Origin of the sequence: Treponema primitia ZAS-2 (genome assembly GCF_000214375.1) — a bacterium.
Taxonomy (GTDB): domain Bacteria; phylum Spirochaetota; class Spirochaetia; order Treponematales; family Breznakiellaceae; genus Termitinema; species Termitinema primitia.
In genome coordinates this window covers 2,072,049-2,098,161 of sequence record NC_015578.1, presented here as the reverse complement: position 1 = coordinate 2,098,161, position 26,113 = coordinate 2,072,049, and the positions used below count along the sequence as shown (strand labels likewise).

24 protein-coding genes are annotated in these 26,113 nt (G+C 52.0%); all 24 read right to left on the bottom strand.

Annotated elements, in window-relative coordinates; translation table 11 throughout:
- Positions 1–20: 20 nt before the first annotated feature.
- The 24 genes from TREPR_RS09300 to TREPR_RS09185 all read right to left on the bottom strand — a co-directional run bounded on the left by TREPR_RS09300 (position 21) and on the right by TREPR_RS09185 (position 26,059).
- Positions 21–302, bottom strand: coding sequence for a nucleotidyltransferase family protein (locus TREPR_RS09300; RefSeq protein WP_245534712.1), 282 nt, complete (start codon positions 300–302; stop codon positions 21–23).
- Positions 303–313: 11 nt separating this feature from the next.
- Positions 314–733 carry a nucleotidyltransferase substrate binding protein gene (locus tag TREPR_RS09295; RefSeq protein WP_015708051.1) on the bottom strand — a complete coding sequence of 140 codons (420 nt, stop codon included), beginning with the start codon at positions 731–733 and terminating at the stop codon, positions 314–316.
- A gap of 55 nt (positions 734–788) precedes the next feature.
- The gene (locus tag TREPR_RS09290; protein WP_015708050.1) at positions 789–2,270 is read right to left on the bottom strand and encodes a glycogen synthase; all 1,482 of its coding nucleotides are present in this window, start codon (positions 2,268–2,270) and stop codon (positions 789–791) included.
- A gap of 76 nt (positions 2,271–2,346) precedes the next feature.
- Positions 2,347–2,763, bottom strand: coding sequence for an ACT domain-containing protein (locus TREPR_RS09285; protein WP_015708049.1), 417 nt, complete (start codon positions 2,761–2,763; stop codon positions 2,347–2,349).
- A gap of 9 nt (positions 2,764–2,772) precedes the next feature.
- Entirely contained in the window at positions 2,773–4,074 is a 1,302-nt protein-coding gene (locus tag TREPR_RS09280; RefSeq protein WP_015708048.1) for a phenylacetate--CoA ligase family protein, read from the bottom strand.
- A 95-nt stretch (positions 4,075–4,169) separates the two neighbouring features.
- Positions 4,170–5,141, bottom strand: coding sequence for an ABC transporter ATP-binding protein (locus tag TREPR_RS09275; RefSeq protein WP_015708047.1), 972 nt, complete (start codon positions 5,139–5,141; stop codon positions 4,170–4,172).
- Positions 5,138–6,118: an ABC transporter ATP-binding protein gene (locus TREPR_RS09270; protein WP_015708046.1), complete on the bottom strand. Its 981-nt coding sequence runs from the start codon at positions 6,116–6,118 to the stop codon at positions 5,138–5,140. Before TREPR_RS09270 ends, TREPR_RS09275 begins: the two co-directional genes overlap by 4 nt.
- Positions 6,115–6,960, bottom strand: a complete 846-nt coding sequence (locus TREPR_RS09265) for an ABC transporter permease (RefSeq protein ID WP_041611581.1) — start codon at positions 6,958–6,960, stop codon at positions 6,115–6,117. Before TREPR_RS09265 ends, TREPR_RS09270 begins: the two co-directional genes overlap by 4 nt.
- Before the next feature lie 18 nt (positions 6,961–6,978).
- Complete coding sequence (locus TREPR_RS09260; RefSeq protein ID WP_015708044.1) at positions 6,979–7,932, bottom strand: ABC transporter permease; 954 nt, start codon at positions 7,930–7,932, stop codon at positions 6,979–6,981.
- Positions 7,933–7,953: 21 nt separating this feature from the next.
- Positions 7,954–9,519 (bottom strand): ABC transporter substrate-binding protein, encoded by a 1,566-nt coding sequence (locus TREPR_RS09255; protein WP_015708043.1) that lies wholly within the window; start codon positions 9,517–9,519, stop codon positions 7,954–7,956.
- 102 nt (positions 9,520–9,621) lie between these two features.
- Positions 9,622–11,019: an aryl-sulfate sulfotransferase gene (locus TREPR_RS09250; RefSeq protein WP_015708041.1), complete on the bottom strand. Its 1,398-nt coding sequence runs from the start codon at positions 11,017–11,019 to the stop codon at positions 9,622–9,624.
- 11 nt (positions 11,020–11,030) lie between these two features.
- A complete protein-coding gene (locus TREPR_RS09245) occupies positions 11,031–12,527 on the bottom strand; it encodes an aryl-sulfate sulfotransferase (RefSeq protein ID WP_015708040.1) in 1,497 nt (498 codons plus the stop codon).
- Between the two features lie 13 nt (positions 12,528–12,540).
- Positions 12,541–13,509: an ABC transporter substrate-binding protein gene (locus TREPR_RS09240; protein ID WP_041611109.1), complete on the bottom strand. Its 969-nt coding sequence runs from the start codon at positions 13,507–13,509 to the stop codon at positions 12,541–12,543.
- A 76-nt stretch (positions 13,510–13,585) separates the two neighbouring features.
- On the bottom strand, positions 13,586–14,617 hold the full coding sequence (locus TREPR_RS09235; protein ID WP_015708038.1) for an ABC transporter substrate-binding protein: 1,032 nt from the start codon (positions 14,615–14,617) through the stop codon (positions 13,586–13,588).
- A 37-nt stretch (positions 14,618–14,654) separates the two neighbouring features.
- A complete protein-coding gene (locus tag TREPR_RS09230) occupies positions 14,655–15,422 on the bottom strand; it encodes an ABC transporter permease (protein WP_015708037.1) in 768 nt (255 codons plus the stop codon).
- A gap of 15 nt (positions 15,423–15,437) precedes the next feature.
- Complete coding sequence (locus TREPR_RS09225; protein ID WP_015708036.1) at positions 15,438–16,274, bottom strand: ABC transporter ATP-binding protein; 837 nt, start codon at positions 16,272–16,274, stop codon at positions 15,438–15,440.
- Positions 16,271–17,479 (bottom strand): radical SAM protein, encoded by a 1,209-nt coding sequence (locus TREPR_RS09220; RefSeq protein ID WP_041611108.1) that lies wholly within the window; start codon positions 17,477–17,479, stop codon positions 16,271–16,273. Before TREPR_RS09220 ends, TREPR_RS09225 begins: the two co-directional genes overlap by 4 nt.
- A gap of 82 nt (positions 17,480–17,561) precedes the next feature.
- Positions 17,562–18,773 (bottom strand): radical SAM protein, encoded by a 1,212-nt coding sequence (locus tag TREPR_RS09215; protein ID WP_015708034.1) that lies wholly within the window; start codon positions 18,771–18,773, stop codon positions 17,562–17,564.
- A gap of 30 nt (positions 18,774–18,803) precedes the next feature.
- A complete protein-coding gene (locus TREPR_RS09210; protein WP_245534829.1) occupies positions 18,804–19,898 on the bottom strand; it encodes an ABC transporter substrate-binding protein in 1,095 nt (364 codons plus the stop codon).
- Complete coding sequence (locus TREPR_RS09205; protein ID WP_015708032.1) at positions 19,855–21,066, bottom strand: radical SAM protein; 1,212 nt, start codon at positions 21,064–21,066, stop codon at positions 19,855–19,857. The genes TREPR_RS09210 and TREPR_RS09205 overlap by 44 nt, the downstream gene beginning before the upstream one ends.
- A 51-nt stretch (positions 21,067–21,117) precedes the next feature.
- Entirely contained in the window at positions 21,118–22,125 is a 1,008-nt protein-coding gene (locus TREPR_RS09200) for an ABC transporter substrate-binding protein (protein ID WP_015708031.1), read from the bottom strand.
- Positions 22,126–22,458: 333 nt separating this feature from the next.
- Positions 22,459–23,805, bottom strand: coding sequence for a phenylacetate--CoA ligase family protein (locus tag TREPR_RS09195; RefSeq protein ID WP_015708030.1), 1,347 nt, complete (start codon positions 23,803–23,805; stop codon positions 22,459–22,461).
- Positions 23,802–24,389, bottom strand: coding sequence for an indolepyruvate oxidoreductase subunit beta (locus tag TREPR_RS09190; RefSeq protein WP_015708029.1), 588 nt, complete (start codon positions 24,387–24,389; stop codon positions 23,802–23,804). The genes TREPR_RS09195 and TREPR_RS09190 overlap by 4 nt, the downstream gene beginning before the upstream one ends.
- Positions 24,386–26,059, bottom strand: a complete 1,674-nt coding sequence (locus tag TREPR_RS09185) for a thiamine pyrophosphate-dependent enzyme (protein WP_015708028.1) — start codon at positions 26,057–26,059, stop codon at positions 24,386–24,388. The genes TREPR_RS09190 and TREPR_RS09185 overlap by 4 nt, the downstream gene beginning before the upstream one ends.
- Between the last annotated feature and the right edge of the window lie 54 nt (positions 26,060–26,113).

Sequence of the window (26,113 nt, the reverse complement as noted above, 5' to 3'; positions counted from 1 at the left end):
ACGGCGGCCTGACCGCCCGGTTAAGCGATAACCGCGTACTTAGTTTTAATGGTTTCTTTGAAACTCTCAGGTATGGCGTTCCATTCAAGTACATCCACCCTGAAGGGTAAATTTGATTCCTCCAGGGCTTCTTTTAGCAAGGAAACTTGCTGCTGCTGTTCAGGATTAGTAAAAACAACTAAATCAAGATCCGAGTAGGGGAGGGATGTACCCTTAATCCGGGAACCAAAAACCCACACGGCCGTATGGGGCAGAAATTCACCGACCAGGGCCGACAAAAGGTCCCGATCCTTTTGCTGCATGGCCACATCCTTCAGGTCCATGGTTCACCGGCCATTATCTGGTAGAGGGCGATAGCGTCATTGATAAAAGGACCAGCCAGTTTCAGGGTTTCACCGGCTTTGTCCCCGGAATAATCATGGGCAGTACCGGTCCTGGCATCGGCATAGCGCAGCCATTGTTCTATCGATGGAAAAAGCCGGTTTTCAAAGGCAATCCTCAGCAGGGGTTTGGGGCTATTGGGAAGTTCCGCAATGCCCAGTTGTTCCCCCAGGTACCGTTTCAACAGTTTCCACAAACAATCGTAGCATACTTCGAAACGCTGAATTACCGACTCCGCAACGGCTTCCCGATCTATTTCCAAAAGCCCTGCCCTTTCCGCAAGGCTGGTATAATTCCGGTATTGCAGAATCAGGTGGGTCAGGGATTTTTTCAGTTTTCCATAATCAATCATTCCCTTTATTGTAAAAGGGCTGGCGGAATAGTCAAGCCTTCGGTTGTATCTGCCATTATTTGGTAGAGGGCGTCAAAGCGCTTTCATACATATCAAGATACTTCTTAGCCGACTTTTCCCAGGAGAAATCCTGCTGCATCCCCCGCAGGCGCATGGCTTCGATTTGGGGACGGCGGTTGTAGTAGGCCCAGACCGCCCAGCCCACGGTGTTGTAGATCGCCGAGGGGGTCAGATCGTTGAACATGAAGCCCGTGCCTTCTCCGGTTTCCTCGTGGAAGTTGCTTACCGTGTCCGCCAGGCCACCGGTGCTTCGCACGATGGGGACGGTGCCGTAGGCCAGGGAGTACATCTGGTTAAGTCCGCAGGGTTCGTACTGGCTGGGCATGAGGAAGAAGTCCGCCCCGGCTTCGATGAGGTGGCTGATATCTTCGCTGTAGCCGATGCGGGCCTTGAAGTTGGAGAGCCGGCCGGAAAGGCTTTGGAGTTCGTTTTCACACCAGGCTTCGCCTGAGCCCAGGAGCACGAACTGGAGGTTCATGTCCCGGCAGATGGAAAAGGCGGAACCGTAGGCGGGGCCGAAGAGGGCGCCCACCCCTTTCTGACCGGTCAGGCGGGTAATCATGCCGATGATGGGCAGTTTTGGATCAGGGTGGAGGCCATATTCTTTCTGAAGGGCCTCTTTGTTTTTGGCTTTCCCGCTCATATCCTTGGGGTTGTACTTTGCCGGGAGGAGGGTGTCAGTTTTAGGGTTCCAGAGCTGGGAGTCGATGCCGTTGAGTATGCCCGTATAGTCAGCGGCGCGGTAACGGAGCGCCCCGTCCAGGCGGAAACCCTGGGCGCTGGTCTTGGTTTCTTCCGCATAGTTGGGGGAAACCGTATTGAGTTTATCCGCCGAATAGATCCCCGCCTTGAGGAGGTTCATCATGCTCCAGTCCTCAAAGCCGGCGGTGTAGAATTCGTTCCACCCAAGCCGGGTATACCAGTAGTTGTCCTTGCTGTAGATACCCTGGTAGCCCAGGTTGTGGATGGTCAGAACCGATACGGTTTTGGCAAAACCCTCCCGGCGCTCCCCAAATTTCAGGAATACCGGAACCATGGCAGCCGGCCAATCGTGGGCATGGAGCACCTCCGGATACCAGTCGATTTTGCGGCAAAGCTGGAATACGGAACGGCTGAAAAAAGTGAAGCGCCGGGGGTTGTCCAGGAAGTCAGGCTCAGAAGGGGTTCCGTAGATGCCGTCCCGGCCAAAGAATTTTTCATGGTCGATAAAGTACACCGTCACAGGGTTCTTTTTTGGCGAACCCTCCAGGTCAGTGGTATAAACAGCGCACCATTCCTCGCCGCCCCCCACGGGCACGCCCATGGCTTCAGGAATCAAGGTAAGCGCCCCCCGGTCTATGCCGTAGTACCGGGGTATAACCAATTTAACTTCGTGACCCAGTTTTGCCAGGGTTATGGACAAGGCGGAAACGGCATCCGCAAGGCCGCCGGTTTTGGCATAGGGCACGGCTTCACTGGAGGCCATTAAAATCTTCATATCCACCCTCCGGACTGTTTCGAGGCGCCATCAAAATGTATTCATTTGAAAGCACCCTTTCTATTGTAAGGTTAGTTCAGAATTTATCAACCATTGAGAGTCCATTATCCGTAATAATCTTCAAACCCTGTTCAAGGTTCTCCAATTTAAAGATCACCACCGCCTTGCCGACTTTCCCTTCCAGGGAGGCGTAGAGGTATTCGATATTAACCTTGGATTTCTGGAAAAGCTCCATCACCTTGGCAAGGCATCCTGGGGTATCCCCGATTTCCACGGCCACCACATCGGTCAGCCGGGTGGTAAAGGCGGCCTTGTTCAGGGCGCTGATGGCTGCGTCGCTTTTATCCACGATGAGCCTGAGTATGCCGAAATCAGCGGTATCCGCGATGCTTATGGCCCGGATATTGATGGCAGCTTCTGCCAGAACCTTGGTCACATCTGCCAGCCGGCCGGCATTGTTTTCCAGGAATACGGATATTTGTTTTATTTGCATTATGACTCCTTATATTTTCCGGTTGTCGATGACCCGCTTGGCCTTCCCGATGGACCGTTCGATGGTTTTGGGCTCCACCAGTTTGACCTTCAGGCCAATCTGGAGTTTGGACTTCATCACCCCTTCAATCTTAGTCCGTAGGGCTTCAAGTTTCTTGGTTTCATCGCTGAAAAATTCCTGCTTGACTTCGACCTGGAGCTCCACCTCGTCCAGGTGGGTGTCCCCCCGGTTCACTACGATAAGGTACTGGGGTTCCGTGCCTTCGATGCCGAAAAGGGCGTGCTCGATCTGGCTGGGGAAGACATTGACCCCCCGGATGATCAGCATATCGTCGGTGCGGCCAAAGAGGCGGTGCATCCTGACCGTGGTCCTGCCGCAGGAACAGGGTTCGTCCATGAAGTAGGTGATGTCCCTGGTGCGGTACCGGAGCAGGGGAGTGCCCTCCTTGGTGAGGGTGGTAAAGACCAGTTCCCCTTTTTCGCCCCGGGGCACGTGTTTGCCTGTTTCGGGATTGATGATCTCCGGGTAGAAGAGGTCCTCGTTGACATGGAGACCCTCCTGGGCCTCGCACTCGAAGGCCACCCCGGGGCCGATGATTTCCGTGAGCCCGTAGATGTCGTAGGCCTTCATCCCGTAGCGGGCTTCAATTTCCTTGCGCATATTTTCGCTCCAGGGCTCAGCCCCGAAACAGCCCTTGTTCAGGGGTAGTGTTTTAAGGTCTACCCCCGCCTCTGCGGCTTCTTCGGCCATGTACAGGGCGTAGGAGGGGGTGCAGGTGAGCATGGTGGTGCCAAAGTCCTGCATGACCATGAGCTGCCGGGCGGTGTTCCCCGATGACATGGGGAGTACTTCCGCGCCTATGTTCATAGCCCCGTAATGGGCCCCTGGGCCGCCGGTAAAGAGGCCGTAGCCGTAACAGTTCTGGACTATGTCGTCCTTGGTACAGCCGCCCCCGGCCAAAGTCCGGGCCATGGCCTCCCGCCAGATGTCGATGTCTTTTTGGGTGTACTCGTCCACCACAGGTTTCCCGGTAGTGCCGGAACTCATGTGGACCTCCACGATCCGGTCCTTGGGACAGGCCAGCATGCCCCGGGGATAGTTCTCCCGGAGGTCGTCCTTGGTGGTGAAGGGCAGTTTTTCAATGTCCTCCAGGGTGTGGATGTCCCGGCTGGTAATGCCCAGGGCATCCATTTTTTTCCGATAAAAAGGCACATCGGTGTAGAGTTTTTCCACCAGGTTTTTGAGGTTGGCCAGTTGGAGCTTTTTCCGCGCTTCAGTACTCATACATTCATGTTCAGGGTTAAAGATCATGATATCTCCCTATGAAAGTCTGTTGTTTTGGTCGCTTTATTCTAGCATGGGAGCGGGGTTTTGGGAATAACTTTTTTTGAAAGAATGGGCAAATCTCAAACCCACAGACAGGCCACCTGGTGCCCGTCCCCGGTATCCCGAAGCACTGGGTGTTCCTGCCTGCAAGCGGGAGCTGCCTCGGGACAGCGGGATGCGAAGGCGCAGCCCTGGATTTTTTCTGTTGACCCTGGTATCTCCCCCTCCAGGGCCTTCCAGGGAGATTCCCGGGCGCGTCTGGGGTTTGGGATGGGGATCGCCGCCAGCAGGGATCGGGTGTAGGGATGCAGGGGGTTTTGATAAATATCCCGGGCGGTGGAGACCTCCACAAGTTCCCCCATGTACATTACCCCAATCCTGTGGGAAATGTAGCGTACCATGGAAAGATCGTGGGCTACAAAAAGATAGGTCAGGCCAGTTTCCTGCTGAAGGTCCTCCAGCAGATTTACTACCTGGGCTTGAATGGACACATCCAGGGCACTGATGGGCTCGTCGCAGAGCACAAATTCCGGCTGAACGATCAGCGCCCGGGCGATGCTGATGCGCTGGCGCTGGCCACCGGAGAATTCATGGGGGTACTTGCGGAGATCCTCTGGGGACATTCCCACCTTAACCAATATATCCTGAATCTGTTCGTCACATTCGTGTTTTGAAAGGCGGCTTTTAAGGAGCAGTGGTTCTGCGATAATATCCCGCACCAGCATCGAAGGGTTGAGGGACGAGTAGGGGTCCTGAAAGATCATCTGCATACGCCGCTGATAGGGCGCCAGGGCTTTCCCGGAAAGAGCGGTGATGTTGGCGCCGGAAAAACTGACCGTGCCGGAGGAAGCGTCGTAGAGCCGCATGATGGTCCGGCCTAGGGTGGATTTGCCGCAGCCCGATTCTCCCACCAGGCCGAAGGTCTCCCCCGGGGCGATAGAAAAACTAACGTCGTTTACCGCCCGCAGCTTCAGAGGGGGGCTCAAGGAACGGCGGATGGCAAATTCCTTTACCAGGTTTTGCACTTTGATAAGAGGCTCAGGGTTGCTCATAATCCGCCTCCGGGAATATTGAAACACCGGGCGCAGTGATCCTGGGCGTACTCTTTCATGGAGGGGAGGGATTGGGAACATTCGGGCCTGGTTTCGGAACAACGGGGGGCAAAGGGGCAGCCCGGCGGGGGGCGCAGTACCGATGGGGGCTGCCCGTTAATAGCCCTGAGCCGGCTCCGGCTGTCCCTGTCCTGGCTTATCACCGGGACGGACCTGAGCAGCGCCCTGGTATAGGGGTGCAGGGGCTGTTCGAACAGGGTTTCTACATCCCCTGTTTCCATGAGGAGCCCTGCGTACATCACCGCTACCCGGTGGCAGACACCTGCGATTACCCCCAGGTCATGGGTGATCAAGGCCACCGCCATATTGTCCTTTTGCTGAAGGGTCCGGATCAGGGCCAGGAGTTGAGCCTGGATGGTTACATCCAGGGCGGTGGTAGGCTCATCGGCGATCAGCAGCCTGGGGCGGCAGGCCAAGGCCATGGCGATGAGCACCCGCTGACGCATACCCCCGGAGAGTTCGTGGGGGTACTGGCGCATCCGCTCCCCCGCCGAGGGAATCCCAACCCGTTCAAGCAGAGCCACCGCTTCCTCCCGGGCCGCTCTCATGGTAATATCCCTGTGCCGCAGCAGTACTTCTGTTATATGATCCCCAATCCGTTTGAGGGGGTTTAATGAAGTCATGGGGTCCTGGAAGATCATTGATATTTCACTGCCCCGTATATCTTCCAGGGATTTTTCTGTCTGCACCCTCAGATCCAGGCCGTTGAAACTCAGTTCATCCGCCTCTACCAGAGCATTTTGGGGCAATATCCGTATCACCGACCGCATGGTCATGGTTTTGCCGCTGCCACTTTCCCCCACAATGCCCAGGATCTCCCCCGCTTTTATAGAGAGATCGATCCCCCGCACAACTTCTACCCGCCGGCCTTCCATGTCCAGGGAGCAGCGCAGGTTCCGTATTTCCAGAAGATTCATCGCCGGTACGACCTTGGCTCGGCGAGTATACGGAAAACACTGCCGATGGTGTTAAAAGAATAGACCGTAAGGATAATCATCAGTCCCGGGATAATCGCCATATAGGGGGCCCTGCCCAGCACAGCCTGGGCGCGGTTGAGCATACTTCCCCAGGAGGACACGGGCTGCTGCACCCCCAGGCCCAGGAAGCTTAAGGATGATTCTATCATGATGGCGTTGGCGATCCCCGTGGTTGCCGCCACAACGATGGTAGGCAGCGCCCCGGGCAGGATGTGGCGCAGGATAATCCGCAGGGGCTTCTGGTGGATGGCCCGGGCATAGAGCACGTATTCCCGTTCCTTGATGCTCAGTGTTTCTGCCCGCACGAGCCGCGCTATGGACATCCAGGTAAAGAGCCCTATAACCAGGATGATAGCCTCCAGACCCGGTTTAAGGTAGATGCTGATCACGGTTACCAGGATCATCCAGGGGATGGAGGAAAGTATATCAATAAAGCGCATCAGAAGGTTATCCACCACCCCCCCGGCATAGCCGCTGATAATACCCACGGTCACCCCGATGGCGGTGGAAATCAGCATGGCTACCACCCCCACCAGGAGGGATATCCGTCCTCCATAGAGGATCCGGGTCAGGTAATCCCGGCCGAGATCGTCAGTCCCAAACCAGTGATCACCGCTGGGTTGCTCAAAGCGGCGGGTAACATCGATAGTGTCGGGATCGTAGGGCGAAAGGAATGAAAAGACCGAAATAAGCAGCACAAAGAGCAGAAATGCTGCGGCCGGAACCAGGCTGCGGTTTCGCCTAAATTCCCCGCGAAACTGCTGTAGCTGCCGGTTTTCCACGGATGCCAAGCTATTGCCTCACTTAAAACTTTTGATACGCGGATCAAGGAGGCAGTAACAAATATCCGCCAAAAGATTTCCCAGAATAACTGCTACCGAAGAAAACAGTAATACTACCATTATAACAGGATAATCAAAGCCCTGGATGGCGGTGAGAAAATAGGTTCCCACCCCAGGCCAGCTAAAAATTGATTCAGTGACAAAGGCCCCGGTCACCAGCATGGGTAGGGCCATCCCCACCCGGGTAATCACCGGAAACAGCACGTTTTTCATCACATGCCCAAAGAGTAGCTGCCCCCGGCGTGCGCCAAAGGCCCGCTGTACGGTTACATAATCTTCCTGGTACTGGGTGATGGTAGAGGAGCGTACATACCGGATATTTTCGGGCAGAAACGCTGCGGTCAGCACCGTACAGGGCAGGACCATGTGGCGCAGAAGGTCCTGAAAACTTGATTCATGCCCCAGGGTATGCATCCCCAGAATGGGAAAGAGATTCAGGGCGTAGGCGAAAACATAGAGGATCATCATGGCCACCCAAAAAGTCGGGGTCGCCATGCCGATGGAACAGAGGGTGTCCACCACCCGGTCAAACTTACCCCCATGGCCGGCCCCTGCCAAAAGTCCCAGCACCATGGAGAGGATCAGCGCCAGGGTATAACTGGGCAATACCAGCAATACTGTATTGGGCAGCCGGGACAAGAGGCCGTAGGCCACGCTTTGGTGGTTCACAATGGAATACCCCAGGTCCCCGGTGAACATCCGCTTTACCCAGGTTATGAACTGGACAGGGGCGCTCTGATCCAGCCCGTACCGCACCTTGAGGGCCGCCACCACTTCAGGCGCCATATCGGGCCTGGTAATAGTATCAATGGCGTCAAAGGGGGCAAGCTGGATCAGGGTGAAACAGAGAACGCAGATAATAAATAGCATAGGTACGGCCTGTAAAATACGTTTGCCTATATACCACAGCATTACTGCGCCCCCTGTCCCGGATTATTTAAAATAAAGCTTGGACATATCCTGGAAGGTGTAGATTGGGATCAGCCTCGCATCTTCCACACCCCCAAGATTATTGGTTACCCCCAAAAGCCGCTTGTTGGTCACGATGGGGTACTGGTAGGCCAAATCCGCCAGCCGGCGCTGGGCATCCTGGTAGATCTGCAAGCGCTTAGCGGCATTTGGCTCTACGGAGCCCGCAGAAAAGAAATCGTCCAGGGTTTTGTCGGCCACCCGTCCGTAGTTATATGCCCCGGTGGATGTAAAGAGGGAGGCGTAGCTGGAAGGATCGATCCCCATGATGTAGCCCCCCAGGTATGCGTCATAATCGGTGGTACCATCCCTGTTCTTGTTGTTCAAAGAGGTACTGTCAATGGCCAGCAGTTCCAGGGTAATGCCGATGGCCTTGAGGTTCTGCTGGGCTACCATGGCCTGCACTTCCTGCTGTACATTGTTTGCGGTATACGCAAGCCGCAGGGTAGGGGGATTGGATACCTTGGCCAGAAAATCCCGGGCGGTTTGGAGGTTCTGATCGTATTTTTCCAGCTTATCCGTATAGAAGGGATTTGAGTAGGGCAGGAATGAAACAGCATTGGTAAAGTATTCCGCCGAAAGGTATGCGCCGATATTCATTTCCTCACGGTTCAGGGCAAAGAAAACCGCCTTCCGGAGGTTGATGTCCTGTACCCGGGGCGAAAGCAGGTTAAAGATCAGGTACCCCACCCGGTCTTCCGGATAGGCATGGATAGTCACATTGGAGCCCTTGAAGGAATCGGCGTCCGCATTGGCCAATACCAGGGCATGAATTTCCCCCCGCCTGAGGGCCAGTTTGGCGGCGTTAAGGTCCGACACAAACTGGAGCACCAGGTTCGGAATCTTGGGCTTCCCCCCGAAGTAGCTGTCATTGGCAACAAACCGTGCATGCTGGCCCGCCACATATTCGGTCAGCTTATAGGGGCCTGTCCCCACGGGATGTTGGTTTTTGGGGTTATTGTCCAGGGTGGCATCCCCGTCATAAATATGCTTGGGCATAACGAAGTGTTCGTTCCCGGCCAGCTCCAAAATATTGCTCACAAAAACGGGGAAATGGAATTCCACCGTATAGTCATCCAGTTTAACAAATTCCACAGGGGCGCCGTTATACACCAGCCCTTCCCGGCCATTGGAATATTCCGCCTTGATGATATGTCCGTAGGTAAAGATCACATCATCCGCTGTAAAGGGCACCCCGTCAGACCAGGTTACGCCCCGGCGGAGGTGGAAGGTAACCACCTTATTGTCTGCCGAAGCCTCGGCGCTCTCCGCCAAAAGCCAGGTAATGTCAGTGGGGCCGAAATAGTTCAGCAAGGGCGAATAGAGCAACCGCTCCTCGGTAAGGTCGTAGCGGCCCGAGGTGGTAATGGTGTTAATATCATTACCGGGATCCCCCTCAAGGCCGTAGATAAAAGTATCATTTGTCGGGGCCGCCGCCTGGGCGCCTTTCGCAAAAGCCGGGGCAGCCAGCAGCCCAAAGGCCAGAACCATCAGCAGGGCGGCTCTGAGAGACATGGACATAGATTTCATTTCGTTCTCCTTTTGATTTAGTGTACATTATTTAAGGGAGGGAGGGTAATACCCCCCCTCCCGGTACAATTATTATAAAATGAGAATTTTTTGCTCCCGCCTTTAGGCAAGGGGCGATCTGCCTGCAACATTGACAATATTTTCCGGGGACGCTCCGATCACCGATCCGGGGACCCGGAAGGTTTTTACATCCGGCGCCTGAATGGACCCTTCGCTGGGGACCTTAAGCTGGGGAATCCAGTCATAGGGGACCCGGTAAGCCCGGTACACCATGTTGAGAATTCCTCCCAGGGCATGGTAATAGTATGGGTTCAGATATTCCCAGACGGTTTGTTTTTCCGGGGTCACCTCCAGGAGCCGGCCGTCGGAGCCTTCTGTTATCAGGGTGTTACCGTTGGGAAGCCGCTGGGCGGAACTGATATAGGGACTGTAGAATCGGTAGTTTTCCAGGCTGTGGGTATAGCCTGCTTTTTCAGCGGTATATTCCCATTCAATTTTGAGAGTCAGGGGGTTAAATTCGATAACCCGGGAGTAGTCCCGGTGTTTATCGTTAAGCCCATAGGTGGATGTTCCCGAGGGGGCGCCGTAGCCTGCCCAGCCGCCGTTGTCAAAGACCAGCAAGTTTCCCTCACCGGGCAGGCCCCGGGGGATAAGGTGGAAATGATGCTGGCCAATAATCCAGCCCAGGTTCCGCAGTTCTTCGGTCAGGCCAAAATCCGGCCCTATGCGCCAGACAATTTTTCCGGTTTTTTTATCCGTAATGGCCAGGATATTGGCATTCCGGGAGTCCCAGATCAGGTTGTCCGGATGGAACCGTTGATCCCCCGCATCGTACCACTTGTTGGGCCCCAGGGTAGAAAGGGAATTGATATGGAGCCAGTCACCCCGGCCGCTGGTTACAATATCCGGGTCCCGGTACAGGAGGTTCCGAGCGGTCTCGTCAAAACCCAATTCGTCAAAATGTTCATTGGGCAGCCATTCCCAGAGCAGCTTTCCTGACCAGTCTACTTCGATAAACCGATCATCCAGCAGGGGTTTATCGGAAATATCTTTATTCTCCACGTTTTTATGAACCAGGAGCAGGGTATTGCCGCTATCGGTTTTTGGGGTAAAGCCCGGTGCATAGTAACCCGTGGTGGAACCTTCCCGCTGAAAATCGTGGTGCTGCCGGGCAACCTGTTTTGACTTCAAGCCCGGGTCTTCCACCGTTTCATTCTGGTCATATTTCCAGACTACCTTTCCGTCCCAGTCCACCTGGAGTAGGTCCAGCTGATCCTGGTAGCCGTACCGGGGATGCCGGGATCCGGAGGAACCTAATACAAAGCCCCCGGGAAGTATTTTATTGGGAAAGCCTGCCAGGCCCGCCCAAAGTTGTACCTCATTACCCCGCATGTCGATGAGCAGGGCGCCTTTGGCAGTGGGCAATATGGTATAGCCGCTCCATGAGCGTTCCGCATTGTATACAGTCGTTCCCGATGGATATATTCGGGGAAATCCCATGATAAGCCTCCTTAAGAATTACTTTCCCTGTTTTTAGAACCCGAGTTAACTACACAGAAATTGGAAGCTTCGTCGCTGCTTCCGCTGATGGTTGCCCCGTAGGGGTCTTCCAGGACCTTTGTTGCCTGGGGGTCAATCCCATCAATCTTTGTAACTTTGCCCCCAGGTCCGGCGGCTGCGCCGGGAACCCGGAAGGTAGAAATGTTGAGAGGAGCCACATCAGTTTCTACCGGATGGTCTAGCTGGGGTACCCACTCGTAGGGAACACGGTAGGCCCGGTAGACCAGGTTTCCTTGCAGTCTTCCCTGAAGCCTGGAGTAGGGGTTGATATATTCCCACGCAGTTTTGTAGTCCCGGGTAATTTCAAAAATCCGGCCGTTGGAACCTTCGGTAATCAGGGTATTGCCGTTGGGAAGCCTCTGAGCGGAACTGATATAGGGACTGTACAATTTGTAGGCATCCAGGGGGATAATAAACCCAGCCTCGGCGGGGGTATACTGCCATTCCACCTCAAGGGTCTGGGGGTTGAATTCCAGAATCCGGGAATAATCTCGCCGTTCTGTTGCTGCGCCGTAGGGGGCCACCCCGCTGGGTACGCCGTACCCGGCCCAGCCGCCGTTATCAAAAACCAGGAAGTTTCCTTCACCGGGCAGGCCCTTGGGGATCAAATGAAAATGATGCTGCCCTATGATCTGCCCAAGATGGGTATGGTCAAAATCAGGGCCCAGTTTCCAGACGATTTTTCCCGTCTTCCGGCTGATGATGCCCAGAATATTGACGTTCCGTCCGTCAAAGATAATATTATCCGGGTGGAAGCGCTGGTCCCCTCCATCGTACCATTTATTGGGCCCCAGGGTAGAGATAGCGTTAATGTGGATCCAGTCCCCCTGGCCGCCCTCTATGGTTTTTTCTGAAGGAAGACGATAGATAGCGTTTTTTGCCGCTTCGCTAAAACCGAATTCCTCAAAGTGGTCGGCGGCATTCCATTCCCACAGTATCTTCCCTTCCCAGTTTACTTCGATAATGCGGTTGTCCAGCAGGGTTTTACCGGATACCGCAGGATTATAAACATTCCGGTTTACCAGGATCAGGGTGTTTCCCCCATCGGTTCTGGGCTCCGACCCGGGGGCATAATAGCCAACCGAAGAACCCTCCCGCTGGTAATCGTGATGCTGTCGGGCAATCCAGCGGGGAACCTGGCCGGGATCTTCCACATATTCATTGTGGTTAAAGCTCCAGACAATATTGCCGTTCCAGTCCACCTGGACTAAATCCAGGTTGTCAGAAGCGGATGCCTGGGCGCTTCTCTTTCCGGTACTGCCCAGGGCAAAGCCACCGGGCAGTATCCGTGCGGGTTCCCCAAAAAGCCCCTTCCACAACCGGACTTCCCGGCCGTTTTGATCGATAAGCAGTACTCCCTGGGGGGCGGTAAAAACAGTGTAACCGTTCCAGGCCGCATCTTTGCTGTAAACCGTAACACCAGTGGGATAAATTGTCGGATGTCCCATGATAATACTCCTGTTATTTAAAATTTCCCTGTCCGGGGAACACCTTTTTAAGGGAATTGGTATTGACATAATTGTGCAGATCATAGGGATATTTGATAATCCCGGATGATTCCATCCATTGGTAAAGGCTTTCCATTGCATCATAGAATTTTTGATCAAAATCGACAGTAGCTACATAAATTTCAAAATTAACCAAAATTTGATCGATCGGCGCTCCATTACCTTTGTTGACGATCTCTGCTGCTTTTTGAGGATTGCTTCGTATAAGTTCATAAACCTCGTTAGTTGACTTTATGAATTTTTCTATTGCCTGTGGGTGTTCTTTAAGAAATTGTTCTGAGGCAATGGTAATACATACCGTAGATGGTACATAGGTGCTCAGGTTTGCTATGGTATGGATACCCTCAATTTTCTTAAGAGATTCGGCGGCCCGGCCATTAGCATACATAGCATGAGCATTCCCATTCTGGATCAAAGCCACCCCTTCTATGTTTCCTTCTATAGGTAAGAATTTAACACTCGACAGAGGTACTCCGACGGAGGCAAAAGTTTTTGAATTATAATATTCTCCAACGGTGCCCAGCATGACTATCATTGATTTTCCTGCAAGATCCTCTGGGGATTTAATAGAAGGGTCCCGGGTATAAAGTTCTGAATTATTAAGCAATTCACAAACCCCGGAAAAAATTCTAAGGGGACTGTTTTGGGAACCCCCAAGTCGGTTAAGAACCGCAAAGTCGGCGCCGGATCCTATATCAATTTGCCCTATGGTTACGGCATCAATAGTATTGATGCCTGCGGAAAAGGATGTGATTTCAACTTCCAGATTATTCCGGGCAAATATACCCTCCGATAGACCTATGTAAGCAACATACTCGGTTAAGAAATCCGTAGGAACCCCCAGCCGGATTTTATCGATGGTTTCAGCGCCGTTTTGATCCGTGGTCCGGGATTCCTTTTTTGTGCACCCTGTAAGGACCAAAGCTGCGACTAATAAACTGGCTAATACCAAGTCTCCCTGGGTTTTTTTTATCCTGTTTTTAATTTTTTTACTCCTGTTATTTAAAATTTCCCCGTCCGGGGAAAACCTTTTTAAGGGAATCTACATTGACATAATTATGCAGATCGTAGGGATATTTGATGACCCCCTTCTCATTAGCCCATTGAAGGACATTGTTCATGGCATCGTAGAATTGCTGATCAAATTCGATTTTATAATCAATTGTTTTAAAGTTGAGCAGCGTCAACTCTCTCGGTATCGAACTGGCTTTATACACTATATCTGCGGCAGTCTCCTGATCCTTAAGAACAATTGAATAAATTTCGTCTACGGATTTTAGAAATTTTTCTATTGCCCGGGAATGTTCATTGAGATAGCGATCGCTGGCAATAAAAATTGCTACCGTAGATTCTACATAGTCAGAGAGTTTTCCTATGGATCGGACCCCGTCTATGGCCAAGAGGGCTTCTGCGGCCCGGCCATTGGCATAAAAAGCCTGACCGCTACCTGCCTGGATGATTGCAGCTGCTTCCAGGGCGCTATCCACGGGTAGGTACTTAATCTGGGACTCTGGAATCCCCAGGGCAGCCCAGGTTTTGGCGTAATAGTATTCATAAACTGTGCCCAATAGGGTTACTACCGATTTTCCTGCCAGATCAGCCGGTGTTTTGATGGCCGGGTCCTTGGAGTAGAGTTCGTAGGTGTTCAGGTTAACTGAATATCCGGTGAAAATTCTGAGGGGGCTGTTTTGGGTACCCCCAATCCGGTTAAGGATAGCGAAATCTGCCGCAAAACCCACGTCAAGCTGGCCGATGGAAATGGCATCAATGCTGTTAATTCCCGCCGCAAAGGTTACGGTTTCCACTTCAAGATTGTTTTTTGCAAATATGCCGTAATAATTCCCCACATCGGGTACCAGGGTACCGGAAGCCATGATCCCTAGCCTGATTTTGTCAATAGTATTGGCGCTGTCGTTTGGACTATCCGCTGCCTGGGGTCTCTTTTTTGCGCATCCTGTAAATACCAGTACTGCGACCAATAAACCTGTCAATACAAGGTTACTCCGGGTTACCTTTACTTTTTCTGTCATATTTTACTCCTTTTAATAAAACTAATATACCCTATATCTATTTTCTGTCTGTGACACCGAAGCGTTTAAGAACAGTTCTGCCAAAAAGACGCAGCAGCCGGTCTGAAATGTAACCAGTCAAGCCCAGGGTAAGGATGCCTACAAATATCCAGTCAGTCCTGAAATACAGTCTGGAAGTGTATATCATGTAGCCTATACCTTTTTGAGCTGCCAGCATTTCTGCGGCTACGATGGAAATAATAGCGCCGCTTAAGCCGAGCCTGACCCCTGTAAATATATAGGGAATCGACGCAGGAATGGTAACAGTAAAAAATATCTGTGCAGGGGAAGCTCCCTGAGATAGAGCTACCTGGATGGTAGTATTATTGATACCTATAACTCCGGCAATAGTATTGATGATGATGGGAAATGATGTGGCATATATGATGATGGCAACTTTTGATTCTTCTCCAACACCGAACCACATCAGAAAGAGGGTCAGGAATCCGATGGCCGGTACAAATCGGAAAAAATTGATAAAGGGCTCAAATATCCGCCTGATGGTGGCAAACTGGCCGATTAAAAGGCCGATAGGAACCGCCGCCAGGATGCCCAGGGACCACCCGGTAAAGATTCTCATGAAGCTTATTCCCACATACTGGGCGAGCATACCGTTGCGTACTATTTCTGCTCCCCCGATAATTGTTTGGATTGGGCCAGGCAGGAATTCAGGGGGATTCAGGATGGCCCCAAGCTGCCAAATGGCCAGTAATAAAGCCCAGGTGACAAAACCTTTGATCGTTAAAAAATCTATTATTTTTTTCATGTCCATTCTCCTTACTTAGATGACGTACTCAATGTCAAAGAAACCCTGTATGCTCTGAACCAAACTGCCCGCATCGGGGCTGGAAAGATTTCGGTTATAGGGAATGATTACATCCAGGGTTTTCATTATCCGGGCATTTGGGGAACGGGACAGGATGCTGATCTTTTGTCCCAGGTATACCGCTTCCTGAATATCATGGGTAACAAAAAGAATGGTCTTGCGGGTTTTTTGCCAAATTTTTATCAACTCGTTTTGCATGAGCCGGCGGGTCTGGGCATCCAGGGCGCCGAAGGGTTCATCCATCAAAAGAATTTTTGGATTATTCGCCATGCTCCGGGCAATCTGTACCCGTTGTTTCATTCCACCGGAAAGCTCATGGGGGAATTTTTTTTCGTGACCCTCCAGGCCGACCAGGGAAATGCAGCGGCGGACGGTTTCTTTCCGCTCTTCCGAGGGGACCCCGCGGATCTTTAGGCCGTATTCCACATTTTTCCAGACCGGAATCCAGGAGAAGATCGCTGAATCGGCATTTTGAAATACCACCCCCCGTTCAAAACCCGGTTTAGTGACCTCTTCATTGTCCACCAGTACCTGGCCTGAGGTTTTTTCCACGAACCCCGCAATGATATTAAGTAGGGTAGATTTACCGCATCCGCTCCACCCCAGAAAGACATGGAATTCTCCTTCTTTAATATCCAGGTTGATATCGTCCAGTACAAAAACCGGTTCAACTTTTTTGCTGTCAACCTTTTCTTCTGTCTTTTTTTCCGGCCTGGCCGGTTTTTTCCCGGACTCCACAATATCGTAACTTTTTGATAATCCCTTGATTTTAATAATAGATTCGTCACTCATACAGCTTTTCTCTGCCCGAATGCGGGCAGTTCCTCACTTTCAATTTGATAAACATCATGCACAAAGGTTCTGGCAGGGCAGGCATCGAAAATTTCTTCATAAGTACGGCCGTGTTTCCGCAAAAGTTGGGCATGTTGAATTTGGACATCCCAATGCCAATCCACCGTGGGAGAACGGAACCCTTCCAGGGGAGAGCCCAAGCCAGGAATCCAGGGAGATGCCACGGTTACTACACCGATGGAAGTAAAGTATTCCAGCCCTTCAAAAAGCACATCTTTAGGCTGCAGACCTACTACAAAATTGCAGCGGACTTTACCCTTGCCGAAAACAGAAATAGCATATTCAATGGTCTTTACCCAATGATCAAAACTACCGCACATTTCCACTTTTCCCGGGCATACGATATCAAAGTATTGCTGATTCCAAACTTCAATGTTGAAGGCAATGGTACGGAATCCCGCTTCTTTGTATTTATCAATAACATGAATGTCCTGTGGTGCGCCTATACAAGCAGTACCGTTAAAGTCATCTACGCCCAAGCGGTCCTTAATGGTTTCCGCCACATCAATATAGTATTCCACTTCCCGCCGTTCAGGGATAAATCCCCCGGTGATTGTAAGATGGCTGAACCCTTCCTGGTATGCCGCTTCCACAGTTTCCGCTATCTGCAGGGGGTTTCGGAATGGTGGAATCTCCTCGTGCTGTTCAAGGCCGTTTTGTTTACCCCGGACGCAAAAGAGGCAAACATTCCCTTTTTCTTTAAGCACACATTCGGTGCTATAATTGATGGCAATAGCTCTGTCCCTGCTGCCACCGGAAAGATCCAGGCCGACTTCCCGCATACTGGTTCCATCTTTGGTAAGTTTTGAATAATAAGCGGGCGGGGTAGGGAAGCCGATATTGGTAATCCACTCCCCAAAATAGGAAAGACTGAAAACGCCATCTTTTTCAGAAATTTTATAAGGTGAATTCCGGTCCGCCACCACCGCCACCTGGCTTCCCAGGGGAAGGGTAAAGGCATAGGGAAGGGCGTAACTCTTTGTGGTGATAAGTTCCTTGTCAATGGCGCAAATTTCCCGTTTTTTCAGGGCGGCGTTTTGCTGGATCAACTTGTCGAAGACCCCCGAATCGTAACGTACCCCCTCAAGCCCCAGGGCAAGCTTGAGCTTTAATTCATCATACAAAGCCTGTTTTAATTCACTCATAATATCCTCCATTTTGAAAATTATATCCTATAAAACATATAGGAAAAATAATTATTTGTCAATACCATATTAATGCAAACTACTAAATAGCAATCTTCTGCTGCCTGAATATGGGTAGATCTTCACTTTCTATTTGATACATCTCGGCGGTTAAGGATCTGGCTGCATTGGCGCTGAATAATTCTTCATAGGTACGTCCGTATTTCTGCAAAAGTTTTGTGTGCTGGAGCTGGATATCCCAGTGCCAGTCCACGGTGGGGGAACGGAACCCTTCCAGGGGGGAGCCAATGGCGGGCACCCAGCTGGAAGCTGCAGTGACTACGCCAATGGAGGCTAAATACTCAAGTCCCTGAAAAAGAACATCCTTTGGTTGGAGGCCAACCACAAAACAACTGCGAACCTTGCCCTTGCCAAACACGGAAATAGCATACTCAATAGTCTTGATCCAGTGATCAAAATCGCCGCACATTTCCACTTTTCCCGGGCACACCAAATCGAAATACTGTTTGGTCCATACTTCGATATTAAATGCGATGGTACTGAACCCCGCTTCTTTGTACTTGTCAATAACGTGAATGTCCTGAGGAGCGCCGATACAAGCAGTACCGTTAAAGTCATCAACTCCCAGCCTGTCCTTGATGGCCTCTGCGACATCCAGATAGTATTCCACTTCTCGCCGCTCAGGGATAAAGCCGCCGGTAACGGTCAGGTGACGGAAGCCTTCGCTGTAAGCAGCTTCCACAGTTTCCGCAATCTGGAGCGGGTTACGGAAGGGCGGAATTTCCTCATTTTTATCAAGACCCTTTGATTGTCCAAAGGTACAAAAAAGGCAAAATTTCCCCTTTTCTTTGAGGGCACATTCGGTGCTGTAGGCTATGGCAATAGCCTTATCTTCACTTCCCCCGGAAGTATCCCCCGCGACTTCCCGCATGGGGGTTCCATCGCTGGTGAATTTTGAATAGTAGGCCGGAGCCTTGGGGAAGTTCAGATTTGCTATCCATTCTTCAAAGTAGGAAAGGCTGAATACCCCATCCTTTTCGGAAATTTTATAGGGAGAATGTTTATCTGTCACAACTCCGACCTGAAATCCCAATGGCAGGGTAACAGCGTAAGGAAGTACATAACTCTTTTTAGTAACAAGGTCCTTATCCCAAGTACAAATTTCCCTTTTTTTGAGATAAGCATTTTGCCCGATTAGCTTGTCAAAGGTCCCCTCATCATAGCGAACCCCCTCAAGGCTCAGGGCAAATTTCAGTTTTAACTCGTCGTACAAAGCTTCTTTCAAATCACTCACAATATACCTCCATATTTTTTTACAGTGCCACTATTTATAATTACCCCTGTCGGGGAAAACCGTCTTTAGAGCCGTAGTATCGACAAATTTATAAATATCAAATGGATACTTGATGAGTCCTTTTCCTTCGAGCCATTGGTACATACTTTTTAAAGCATCAAAAGTACTTTGGCTAACGTCTAATCTCCTGGTTTGAAGCTGAAGATTTAGAAGGGTAAGATCTACGGGGGCGCCACTGGCTTTAAAGGTAATTTCCGCCGCTCTCTGGCGGTCTTTTTCAATAACATCGTAAATTTCCTCTACAGCCCCAAGAAATTTTTCTACTACCCGCTGATGTTCCTTGAGGAACTGTTCACTGGAGACAAAGACGAGTACTGTGGAAGGCACATAGTTCTTCAGCTCTCCAACCACATGGATTCCCTCAATCTTCTTGACTGATTCTGCAGTCCTGCCATTGGCATAATAGCCCTGAGCATTTCCTGCCTGGAGTACTGCTAGTGCTTCCAGAGGACTTTCCACGGGTAAGTATTTGACCTCTGATTCGGGGACTCCTACTGCGGCAAAGGTCTGCGCATAATAGTATTCTACTACGGTCCCCAAGTGGGTTATCACCGATTTACCTGCTAAATCAGCCGGGGTTTTTACCGAAGGATCCGGCGAAAAAAGCTGAGAATTATTGAATAGGTCGCCGTTTCCGGTAAATATTCGTAGGGGGCTGTTTTGGGCGCCTCCGATACGGTTAAAGATAGCGAAATCTGCTGCAATACCGATGTCAAGCTGGCCTATGGAAATAGCATCAATGGTGTTGATCCCTGCAGCAAAGGCGGTAATTTCTGCATCCAGACCGTGCTTTTTGAAGATTTCATCGGCTAACCCGACATCTGTCACCAGAGTAGCTCCGGCTGAAGCCCCGATACGTATTTTATCAAGAGTCTGGCCTCCGGCAGTCTGAGTTTCTTTTTTTGAACATCCCCCCAGAATAAGTGGGATAACAAAAAAGCTGACAGCCAAGAACGATAATACCCGTTTTTGTTTCATTTTATCTTTCCTTTTTTGTTCAGTCTTTACAGTACCTGTAATTCTATATGGCGATTTTCTGCTGCCTGAATGCGGGCAGTTCCTCACTTTCAATTTGGTATATCTCTGCGGTCAGGGTTCTGGACGGGGAGGCGTTAAATAATTCCTCGTATGTACGCCCGTACTTTTGCAGAAGTCTTACGTGCTGGAGCTGGGCATCCCAGTGCCAATCCACCGTGGGAGAACGGAACCCTTCCAGGGGGGAACCGATGACGGGAACCCAGCTGGAAGCGACAGTGACCACTCCGATGGAGGCAAGATAATCGAATCCCTGAAAGAGAACATCCTTGGGCTGAAGACCCACAACAAAATTACTGCGGACCTTCCCCTTTCCAAATACGGATATGGCGTATTCTATGGTTTTGACCCAATGATCAAAGGTACCGCACATCTCCACCTTACCTGGGCATACGATATTAAAGTACTGTTCATTCCATACTTCAATATTGAAAGCAATGGTACTGAACCCTGCTTCTTTGTACTTATCAATAACGTAAATGTCCTGGGGGGCGCCAATACAGGCGGTACCGTTAAAGTCATCCACCCCCAATCTGTCCTTGACGGCTTCCGCAACGTCCAGGTAGTATTCCACTTCCCGCCGCTCAGGGATAAAACCTCCGGTGATGGTCAGGTGGCTGAAACCTTCGCTGTAAGCCGCTTCCACGGTTTCGGCGATCTGAAGCGGATTGCGGAAGGGCGGAATCTCCGCGTTTTTATCGAGCCCCTTTGATTGCCCCTGGGTGCAAAAAAGGCAAAAATTTCCTTTGTCCTTGAGGGCACACTCGGTGCTATAACCGATTACAATACTTTTATCCTGGCTGCCGCCGGAAGAATCGTTAGCGACTTCCCGCATGGGCGTGCCATCACTGGTAAGCTTTGAATAGAAAGCCGGAGGTTTGGGAAAGTCCAGATTTGCTATCCATTCCCCAAAGTAGGAGAGACTGAATACCCCGTCCTTCTCCGAGATTTTATAGGGAGAATGTCTGTCCGCTACCACTGCCGCTTGAATTCCCAGGGGCAGAACTACCGCATAAGGAAGGACATAGCTTCTTTTGGTAATCAGGTCCTTGTCCCAGGTACAAATCTCCCGCTTTTTCAGGGCGGCGTTTTGCTGGATCAGCTTGTCAAAGGCTCCCTCATCATAGCGAACCCCCTCAAGCCCCAGGGCCAATTTGAGCTTGAGCTCATCGTACAGCGCTTCTTTCAGGTCACTCATAAAATACCTCCATTTTTTACCGCCCCAGACAATAGCCGGGACGGATTTTTGCTATTTGTACACCGCTCTGTCGGGGAATGCCGCCTTGAGGGCTGTGGTATCGACGGTCTTGTAAAGATCGTAGGGATACTTGATCAATCCCTTCCCTTCAAGCCATTGGTACATGGCTTTCAAAGCGTCAAAAGTATCCTGGTTGACATCTACTGCCAGAGTTTGCGTTTTAAGTGTTTGAAGCCCGATTTCCACAGGGACTCCACTGGTTTTATAGGAAATTTCCGCCGCCCGCTGGGGATCTTTTGCAACAATACCGTAGAGTTCATCCAGCGCCTTAAGGTATTTTTCTACCGCCCGCTGATGTTCCCTCAGGAATTGTTCGCTGGCGATAAGAATGCCCACCGTGGAAGGCACATAGTCGTGCAACTCCCCGACCACATGGATCCCCTCGATTTTTTTGACTTCCTCCGCAGTTTTTCCGTTGGCATAATAGCCCTGGGCGGCTCCTGTCTGGAGTACGGCCACCGCTTCCAGGGGACTGTCCACGGGTAGGTATTTGATCCGTGACTCAGGAACCCCCACACCGGTCCAAGTCTGGGCCCAATAGTATTCTCCCACGGTGCCCAGGTGAACCAATACCGATTTACCCGCCAGATCCGCCGGGGTTTTTACCGATGGGTCCTGTGAAAAAAGCTGGGAATTGTTGAGTATGCTGGCGTTCCCGGTGAATATCCGTAAGGGGCTGTTAGGGGTACCTCCGATACGGTTAAGAATGGCGAAATCCGCCGCAAGGCCGATATCAAGCTGACCTATGGTAATGGCGTCAATGGTGTTGATCCCCGCCGCAAAGGTGGTTATCTCCACATCCAGGCCGTGTTTTTTGAAGATTCCATCGGCAACCCCGACATCTGCTACCAGGGTGGCCCCAGCCATGACTCCCAGCCGGATCTTGTCAATAGTCTGCTCTCCGGCTGCCAGGGCCTCCTTTTTTGCGCATCCTCCCAGGATAAGCGTAGCGGCGAAAATACCGGCCAGCAGGAGCAGAAACAGTTGGTTCTTTTTCATTTTGTCCTTCTTTATAGTATATAAAAATTTGTAAATTCCTATAAAACACTTATTTTTAATAAGAATTGATTAAAAATATAGGATTAGTAAGAATATGTCAATAGAAAATCTGAAAAAAATAAAAAAAAGTAAAAGGTTTGTTTCTTGTTACTATTGGAATTACAGAGAAGTATGGGAAGATCTGCCATAGAGAGCATACGGAATATTTACCGCAGAGCTCACAGAGGAATTACGCAGAGATACACAGAGAAAGAAAGGCACAGAAAATCAGACTGGACCAGTGTTCTTTCTCTGCGCTCCCTGTGGTAAATCTTCATTCCTGTAGTTTATCTTTTAAACATCCTTAGGCCGCTTATCGTAGACCCGCTTGGCCTTGCCTTCGGACACTGGGAGGCTGCCTGATTCGTGGAGTTCCACCCGGGGGTTGATGGTGATCGATGCCTGGAGGGTCTTGCGTATCCGCTCCCGCAGGGAGTTCAGGGGCCGAGAATCGTCCATGAAGATATCCGGGCCTACCTCGGTTTTGACCGTGAGTTTGTCCAGTACCCCATCCTTCTCGATCTCGATAAGGTAGTTGTTTCCCACTTCTTTCATGGCCATGATCACTTCCTCAATCTGGCTGGGGAAAACATTTACCCCGTTGATGATCAGCATATCGTCGGATCGGCCGGTGATGCGGCGGAGACGGCGATGGGTTCTGCCGCAGGCGCAGGGCTCGGTGTAGAAGCCTGTCAGATCCCGGGTGCGGTAGCGCAGTATTGGTGTGGCTTCCCGGCAGAGGATGGTGATGACAAGCTCCCCGATTTCGCCGTCCGGAACTGGTTCCAGGGTATCAGGATTGACGATCTCCGGGATGTAGCCGTCCTCCCAGATGTGGAGGCCGTCCTTGCACTGGCACTCAAAGGCGACACCGGGGCCGTTCATCTCTGAAAGGCCATAGGAATTGTACACGTCGATATGGAGCAATTCTTCGATGCGGCGGCGGGTGTCTTCCGAATAGGGTTCCGCCCCGGCAAAGGCCCGCTTGAGTTTGATGCTGTCCCGGCTGACCCCTTCGGCACGCATGATGGATTCCACGTGGAGGAGGAAACTGGGAGTGGCGTGGACCACGGTAGTACCGAAGTCCTGCATGAGCCGGAACTGCCGGGTGGTATTTCCGCTCCCCGAGGGGATCACCATCATTCCCACTTCTTCAGCCCCGGCATGGAAACCCAGGCCGCCGGTAAAGAGGCCGTAGGTGATCATGTTCTGAAATACGTCCCCATGGTTACAGCCGGTCCCGTAGATGCACCGGGCTACATAGCTGGCCCAGCGACTCAAGTCATCTTTGCTATAGTAGATGGTGGTGGGGGTTCCGGTGGTGCCGCTTGAGGCGTGGAGGCGCACCACATCTTCCTTGGGTATGCTGAGGAACCCGTAGGGGAAGCCATCCCGGAGATCGTTCTTCGTAGTAAAGGGGATACGTTTAAGGTCATCCAGGCCTTTGATATCCTCGGACCCGTTTATTCCCACGGCCTTGAGCTTAGGGGCGTAAAAGGGGGTTAACATGGCGCGGTCCACCATGTTCTGCAGCCGTTCCAGCTGAAGGGTCTCCAGGTGGCCCCGGGGCATGGTTTCGATTTTCTGGTGCCAATATTGGAATTGAGGCAACTGTTTGATGGGGGAGCCTGATTTACTCATTTAGCGCCTTCTTTTGTAGCAGCAATGCGGCCCAGATTAAAAGCCTTTTTGTTAGCCTCCGCTACGGACGGATCCTTTGAGGCGAACATGGCGGCGATGGTGGCTTCCAGGCTTGGCGACCGAATGGGGAGAAAGGGGGAGGCGGCGCCGACCATGACCATGTTTACCGCTCTGGTAAGGCCCGCTTCTTTGGCCAGGGCCGCCGCATCAACGATCCTGTTCACCGGGAAGTCTGCGATGGTCTTCAGTATTACTGCGATGTCAGGGTAATCCGGGATATTGATGAAGGGTTCCGCAGCGGTCACCAGGGCGCCCTCTGGGGCAAGCCATGCGGTGTAGCGGAGGCTCTCCACAGGTTCCATGGAAATGATCAGATCCGCCCCGCCCTGGGGTACCAGGTCCGAGGCAATGCCGGTGTCCGAAAGCCGCAGGTGTGCCAGCACCGCGCCCCCCCGCTGGGCCATGCCGTGCACCTCGGACTGGCGCACCAAAAGGCCAACGCTTACCGCAGCCTGGGCGATGATGGCGGCAATGGAGAGTACTCCCTGTCCGCCAACACCGGCTAGGATGATATCTTTTTTCATTTTGAGCCTCCCTGGGTTTCTGCCTTTCGCCGTTTCCGGAAGGCTTCCAGACATTCCCGCTTGAAGATCACCACCGAGAGACCCGGGTATTCGATTTCTTTTTTCAGTTTTACTGCGTTTTCTTCCAAGAGCTGCCGCTTGGCTTCCAACTCAACCAGATGTTCGCTCTTGATCCCCAGGCCCAGTATAAGGGGGGTGAATTTGTCTGAGCCAATCATGGTTTGCTGGCAGCCGGTCATAGCCACGATAGAATTGTCCAGGATGATAAGGGTCATAGGGGTGTCCGCAATAATCGCGTCGATCAGGGGAGGGATCCCCGAATGGAGGAAGGTGGAGTCCCCGATGACGCCGATGGCGTATTTGATCCCCGCCTCAGCTGCGCCCCGGGCCATACCCACAGAAGCGCCCATGCAGACGATGGATTCGGGCACCGAGTAGGGTGGGGTAGCCCCCAGGGCATAGCAGCCTATGTCGGAGTTGATCGCCGTATTGGGATGCCCTTCGGCGGGATCAAGTTCCTGAATAACCTTCTTGATGGTTTCGTAACTGTCCCCGTGGGGGCAGCCGGTACAGAGCTGGGGCGGCCGGCCCGGCAGCTTAGGCAGACTTACAGTACCGCTGTTCAGTACCCCCGGTCGGGGGGGCAGGGCCAGGCCCAGGCGCACCACGTCCGGGTCCAGTTCCCCGGTACGGCTTACGGTCCCGTCAAGTTTTCCATTAACAGTAATACTGTGGGTGAGTATACCACGGAGCCGTTCTTCGATCACCGGCTGGCCTTCCTCAATAACAATAACCCTGTCGGCCTTTTCGCAGAGCCTGAGTATGGAAGCCTCCGGCAGGGGATATGCGCCGATGTGGAGCCGGGCAGGGGTTTTCCCCCCACGGGATTTAACCAGATCCTCCAGGTTTTCTTCGTAGTAGTTGCCCCCCAGGCCGGAAGTGATCACAGCCAGACTTAAGTCCCGGCCCTCCAGTTCCAGTTTGTTGGAGGGGTGAACAACGGACCATTCCAGAAGCCCCCGCTGCTTTTCGATCAAGGAGATATAGTTCCGCCGGGCATAGGCAGGGAGGAGCATCCACTGGGTTTTATCCCCGGCCTTGGAAAGGGGATTCCGGGCCCGCTCCGGCTCAGTTTTAATTTGGGCCCTGGCATGGGAAAGCCGGGTGGTCATGCGCAGCAATACCGGAACCTGGAATTTCTCAGAAAGATCAAAGGCTTCCCTGGTCATGGTGTATGCTTCCTGTTGGTTCCGGGGTTCCAGGCAAGGGACCATAGCGAAACTGGCGTAGAACCGGGAATCCTGCTCGTTCTGGGAACTGTGCATTCCCGGGTCGTCTGCCACGGCGATTACCAGGCCTCCCTTGATGCCCAGGAGGGCGCCATTCATGAAGGGGTCCGATGCCACATTGAGCCCCACATGTTTCATGGTCACCATGGCCCGTTTTCCCGCAAAGGAGACCCCCAGGGCCGCCTCCAGGGCGGTCTTTTCATTCACACACCAGGAGGCGAGAAAGGCGCCCGGTGCAAGGGCGCTGCCCTGGGCATTTTCGATAAGGTATTCCATTATTTCAGTAGAGGGGGTGCCGGGATACCCGTAGGCCGCGGAAAGCCCGGCGTGTATAGCCCCAAGGGCAGCCGCTTCATCCCCTAAAAGTGCCTGTTCTTTCAATTTTCCCTCCTCTTTGTGCCCATTCTATCATGGGCACAAAGGAAAATCCACCGG

Excerpts from the sequence above, each read along its gene's own strand:
- TREPR_RS09260 (WP_015708044.1), bottom strand. The coding sequence starts at position 7,932 with ATGCTGTGGTATATAGGCAAACGTATTTTACAGGCCGTACCTATGCTA.
- TREPR_RS09230 (WP_015708037.1), bottom strand. The coding sequence starts at position 15,422 with ATGAAAAAAATAATAGATTTTTTAACGATCAAAGGTTTTGTCACCTGG.
- TREPR_RS09245 (WP_015708040.1), bottom strand. The coding sequence starts at position 12,527 with ATGGGACATCCGACAATTTATCCCACTGGTGTTACGGTTTACAGCAAA.
- TREPR_RS09195 (WP_015708030.1), bottom strand. The coding sequence starts at position 23,805 with ATGAGTAAATCAGGCTCCCCCATCAAACAGTTGCCTCAATTCCAATAT.
- TREPR_RS09250 (WP_015708041.1), bottom strand. The coding sequence starts at position 11,019 with ATGGGATTTCCCCGAATATATCCATCGGGAACGACTGTATACAATGCG.
- TREPR_RS09295 (WP_015708051.1), bottom strand. The coding sequence starts at position 733 with ATGATTGATTATGGAAAACTGAAAAAATCCCTGACCCACCTGATTCTG.
- TREPR_RS09285 (WP_015708049.1), bottom strand. The coding sequence starts at position 2,763 with ATGCAAATAAAACAAATATCCGTATTCCTGGAAAACAATGCCGGCCGG.
- TREPR_RS09235 (WP_015708038.1), bottom strand. The coding sequence starts at position 14,617 with ATGACAGAAAAAGTAAAGGTAACCCGGAGTAACCTTGTATTGACAGGT.
- TREPR_RS09205 (WP_015708032.1), bottom strand. The coding sequence starts at position 21,066 with ATGAGTGACCTGAAAGAAGCGCTGTACGATGAGCTCAAGCTCAAATTG.
- TREPR_RS09275 (WP_015708047.1), bottom strand. The coding sequence starts at position 5,141 with ATGAGCAACCCTGAGCCTCTTATCAAAGTGCAAAACCTGGTAAAGGAA.
- TREPR_RS09225 (WP_015708036.1), bottom strand. The coding sequence starts at position 16,274 with ATGAGTGACGAATCTATTATTAAAATCAAGGGATTATCAAAAAGTTAC.
- TREPR_RS09200 (WP_015708031.1), bottom strand. The coding sequence starts at position 22,125 with ATGAAAAAGAACCAACTGTTTCTGCTCCTGCTGGCCGGTATTTTCGCC.
- TREPR_RS09290 (WP_015708050.1), bottom strand. The coding sequence starts at position 2,270 with ATGAAGATTTTAATGGCCTCCAGTGAAGCCGTGCCCTATGCCAAAACC.
- TREPR_RS09270 (WP_015708046.1), bottom strand. The coding sequence starts at position 6,118 with ATGAATCTTCTGGAAATACGGAACCTGCGCTGCTCCCTGGACATGGAA.
- TREPR_RS09280 (WP_015708048.1), bottom strand. The coding sequence starts at position 4,074 with ATGATCTTTAACCCTGAACATGAATGTATGAGTACTGAAGCGCGGAAA.
- TREPR_RS09300 (WP_245534712.1), bottom strand. The coding sequence starts at position 302 with ATGCAGCAAAAGGATCGGGACCTTTTGTCGGCCCTGGTCGGTGAATTT.
- TREPR_RS09220 (WP_041611108.1), bottom strand. The coding sequence starts at position 17,479 with ATGAGTGAATTAAAACAGGCTTTGTATGATGAATTAAAGCTCAAGCTT.
- TREPR_RS09255 (WP_015708043.1), bottom strand. The coding sequence starts at position 9,519 with ATGAAATCTATGTCCATGTCTCTCAGAGCCGCCCTGCTGATGGTTCTG.
- TREPR_RS09190 (WP_015708029.1), bottom strand. The coding sequence starts at position 24,389 with ATGAAAAAAGATATCATCCTAGCCGGTGTTGGCGGACAGGGAGTACTC.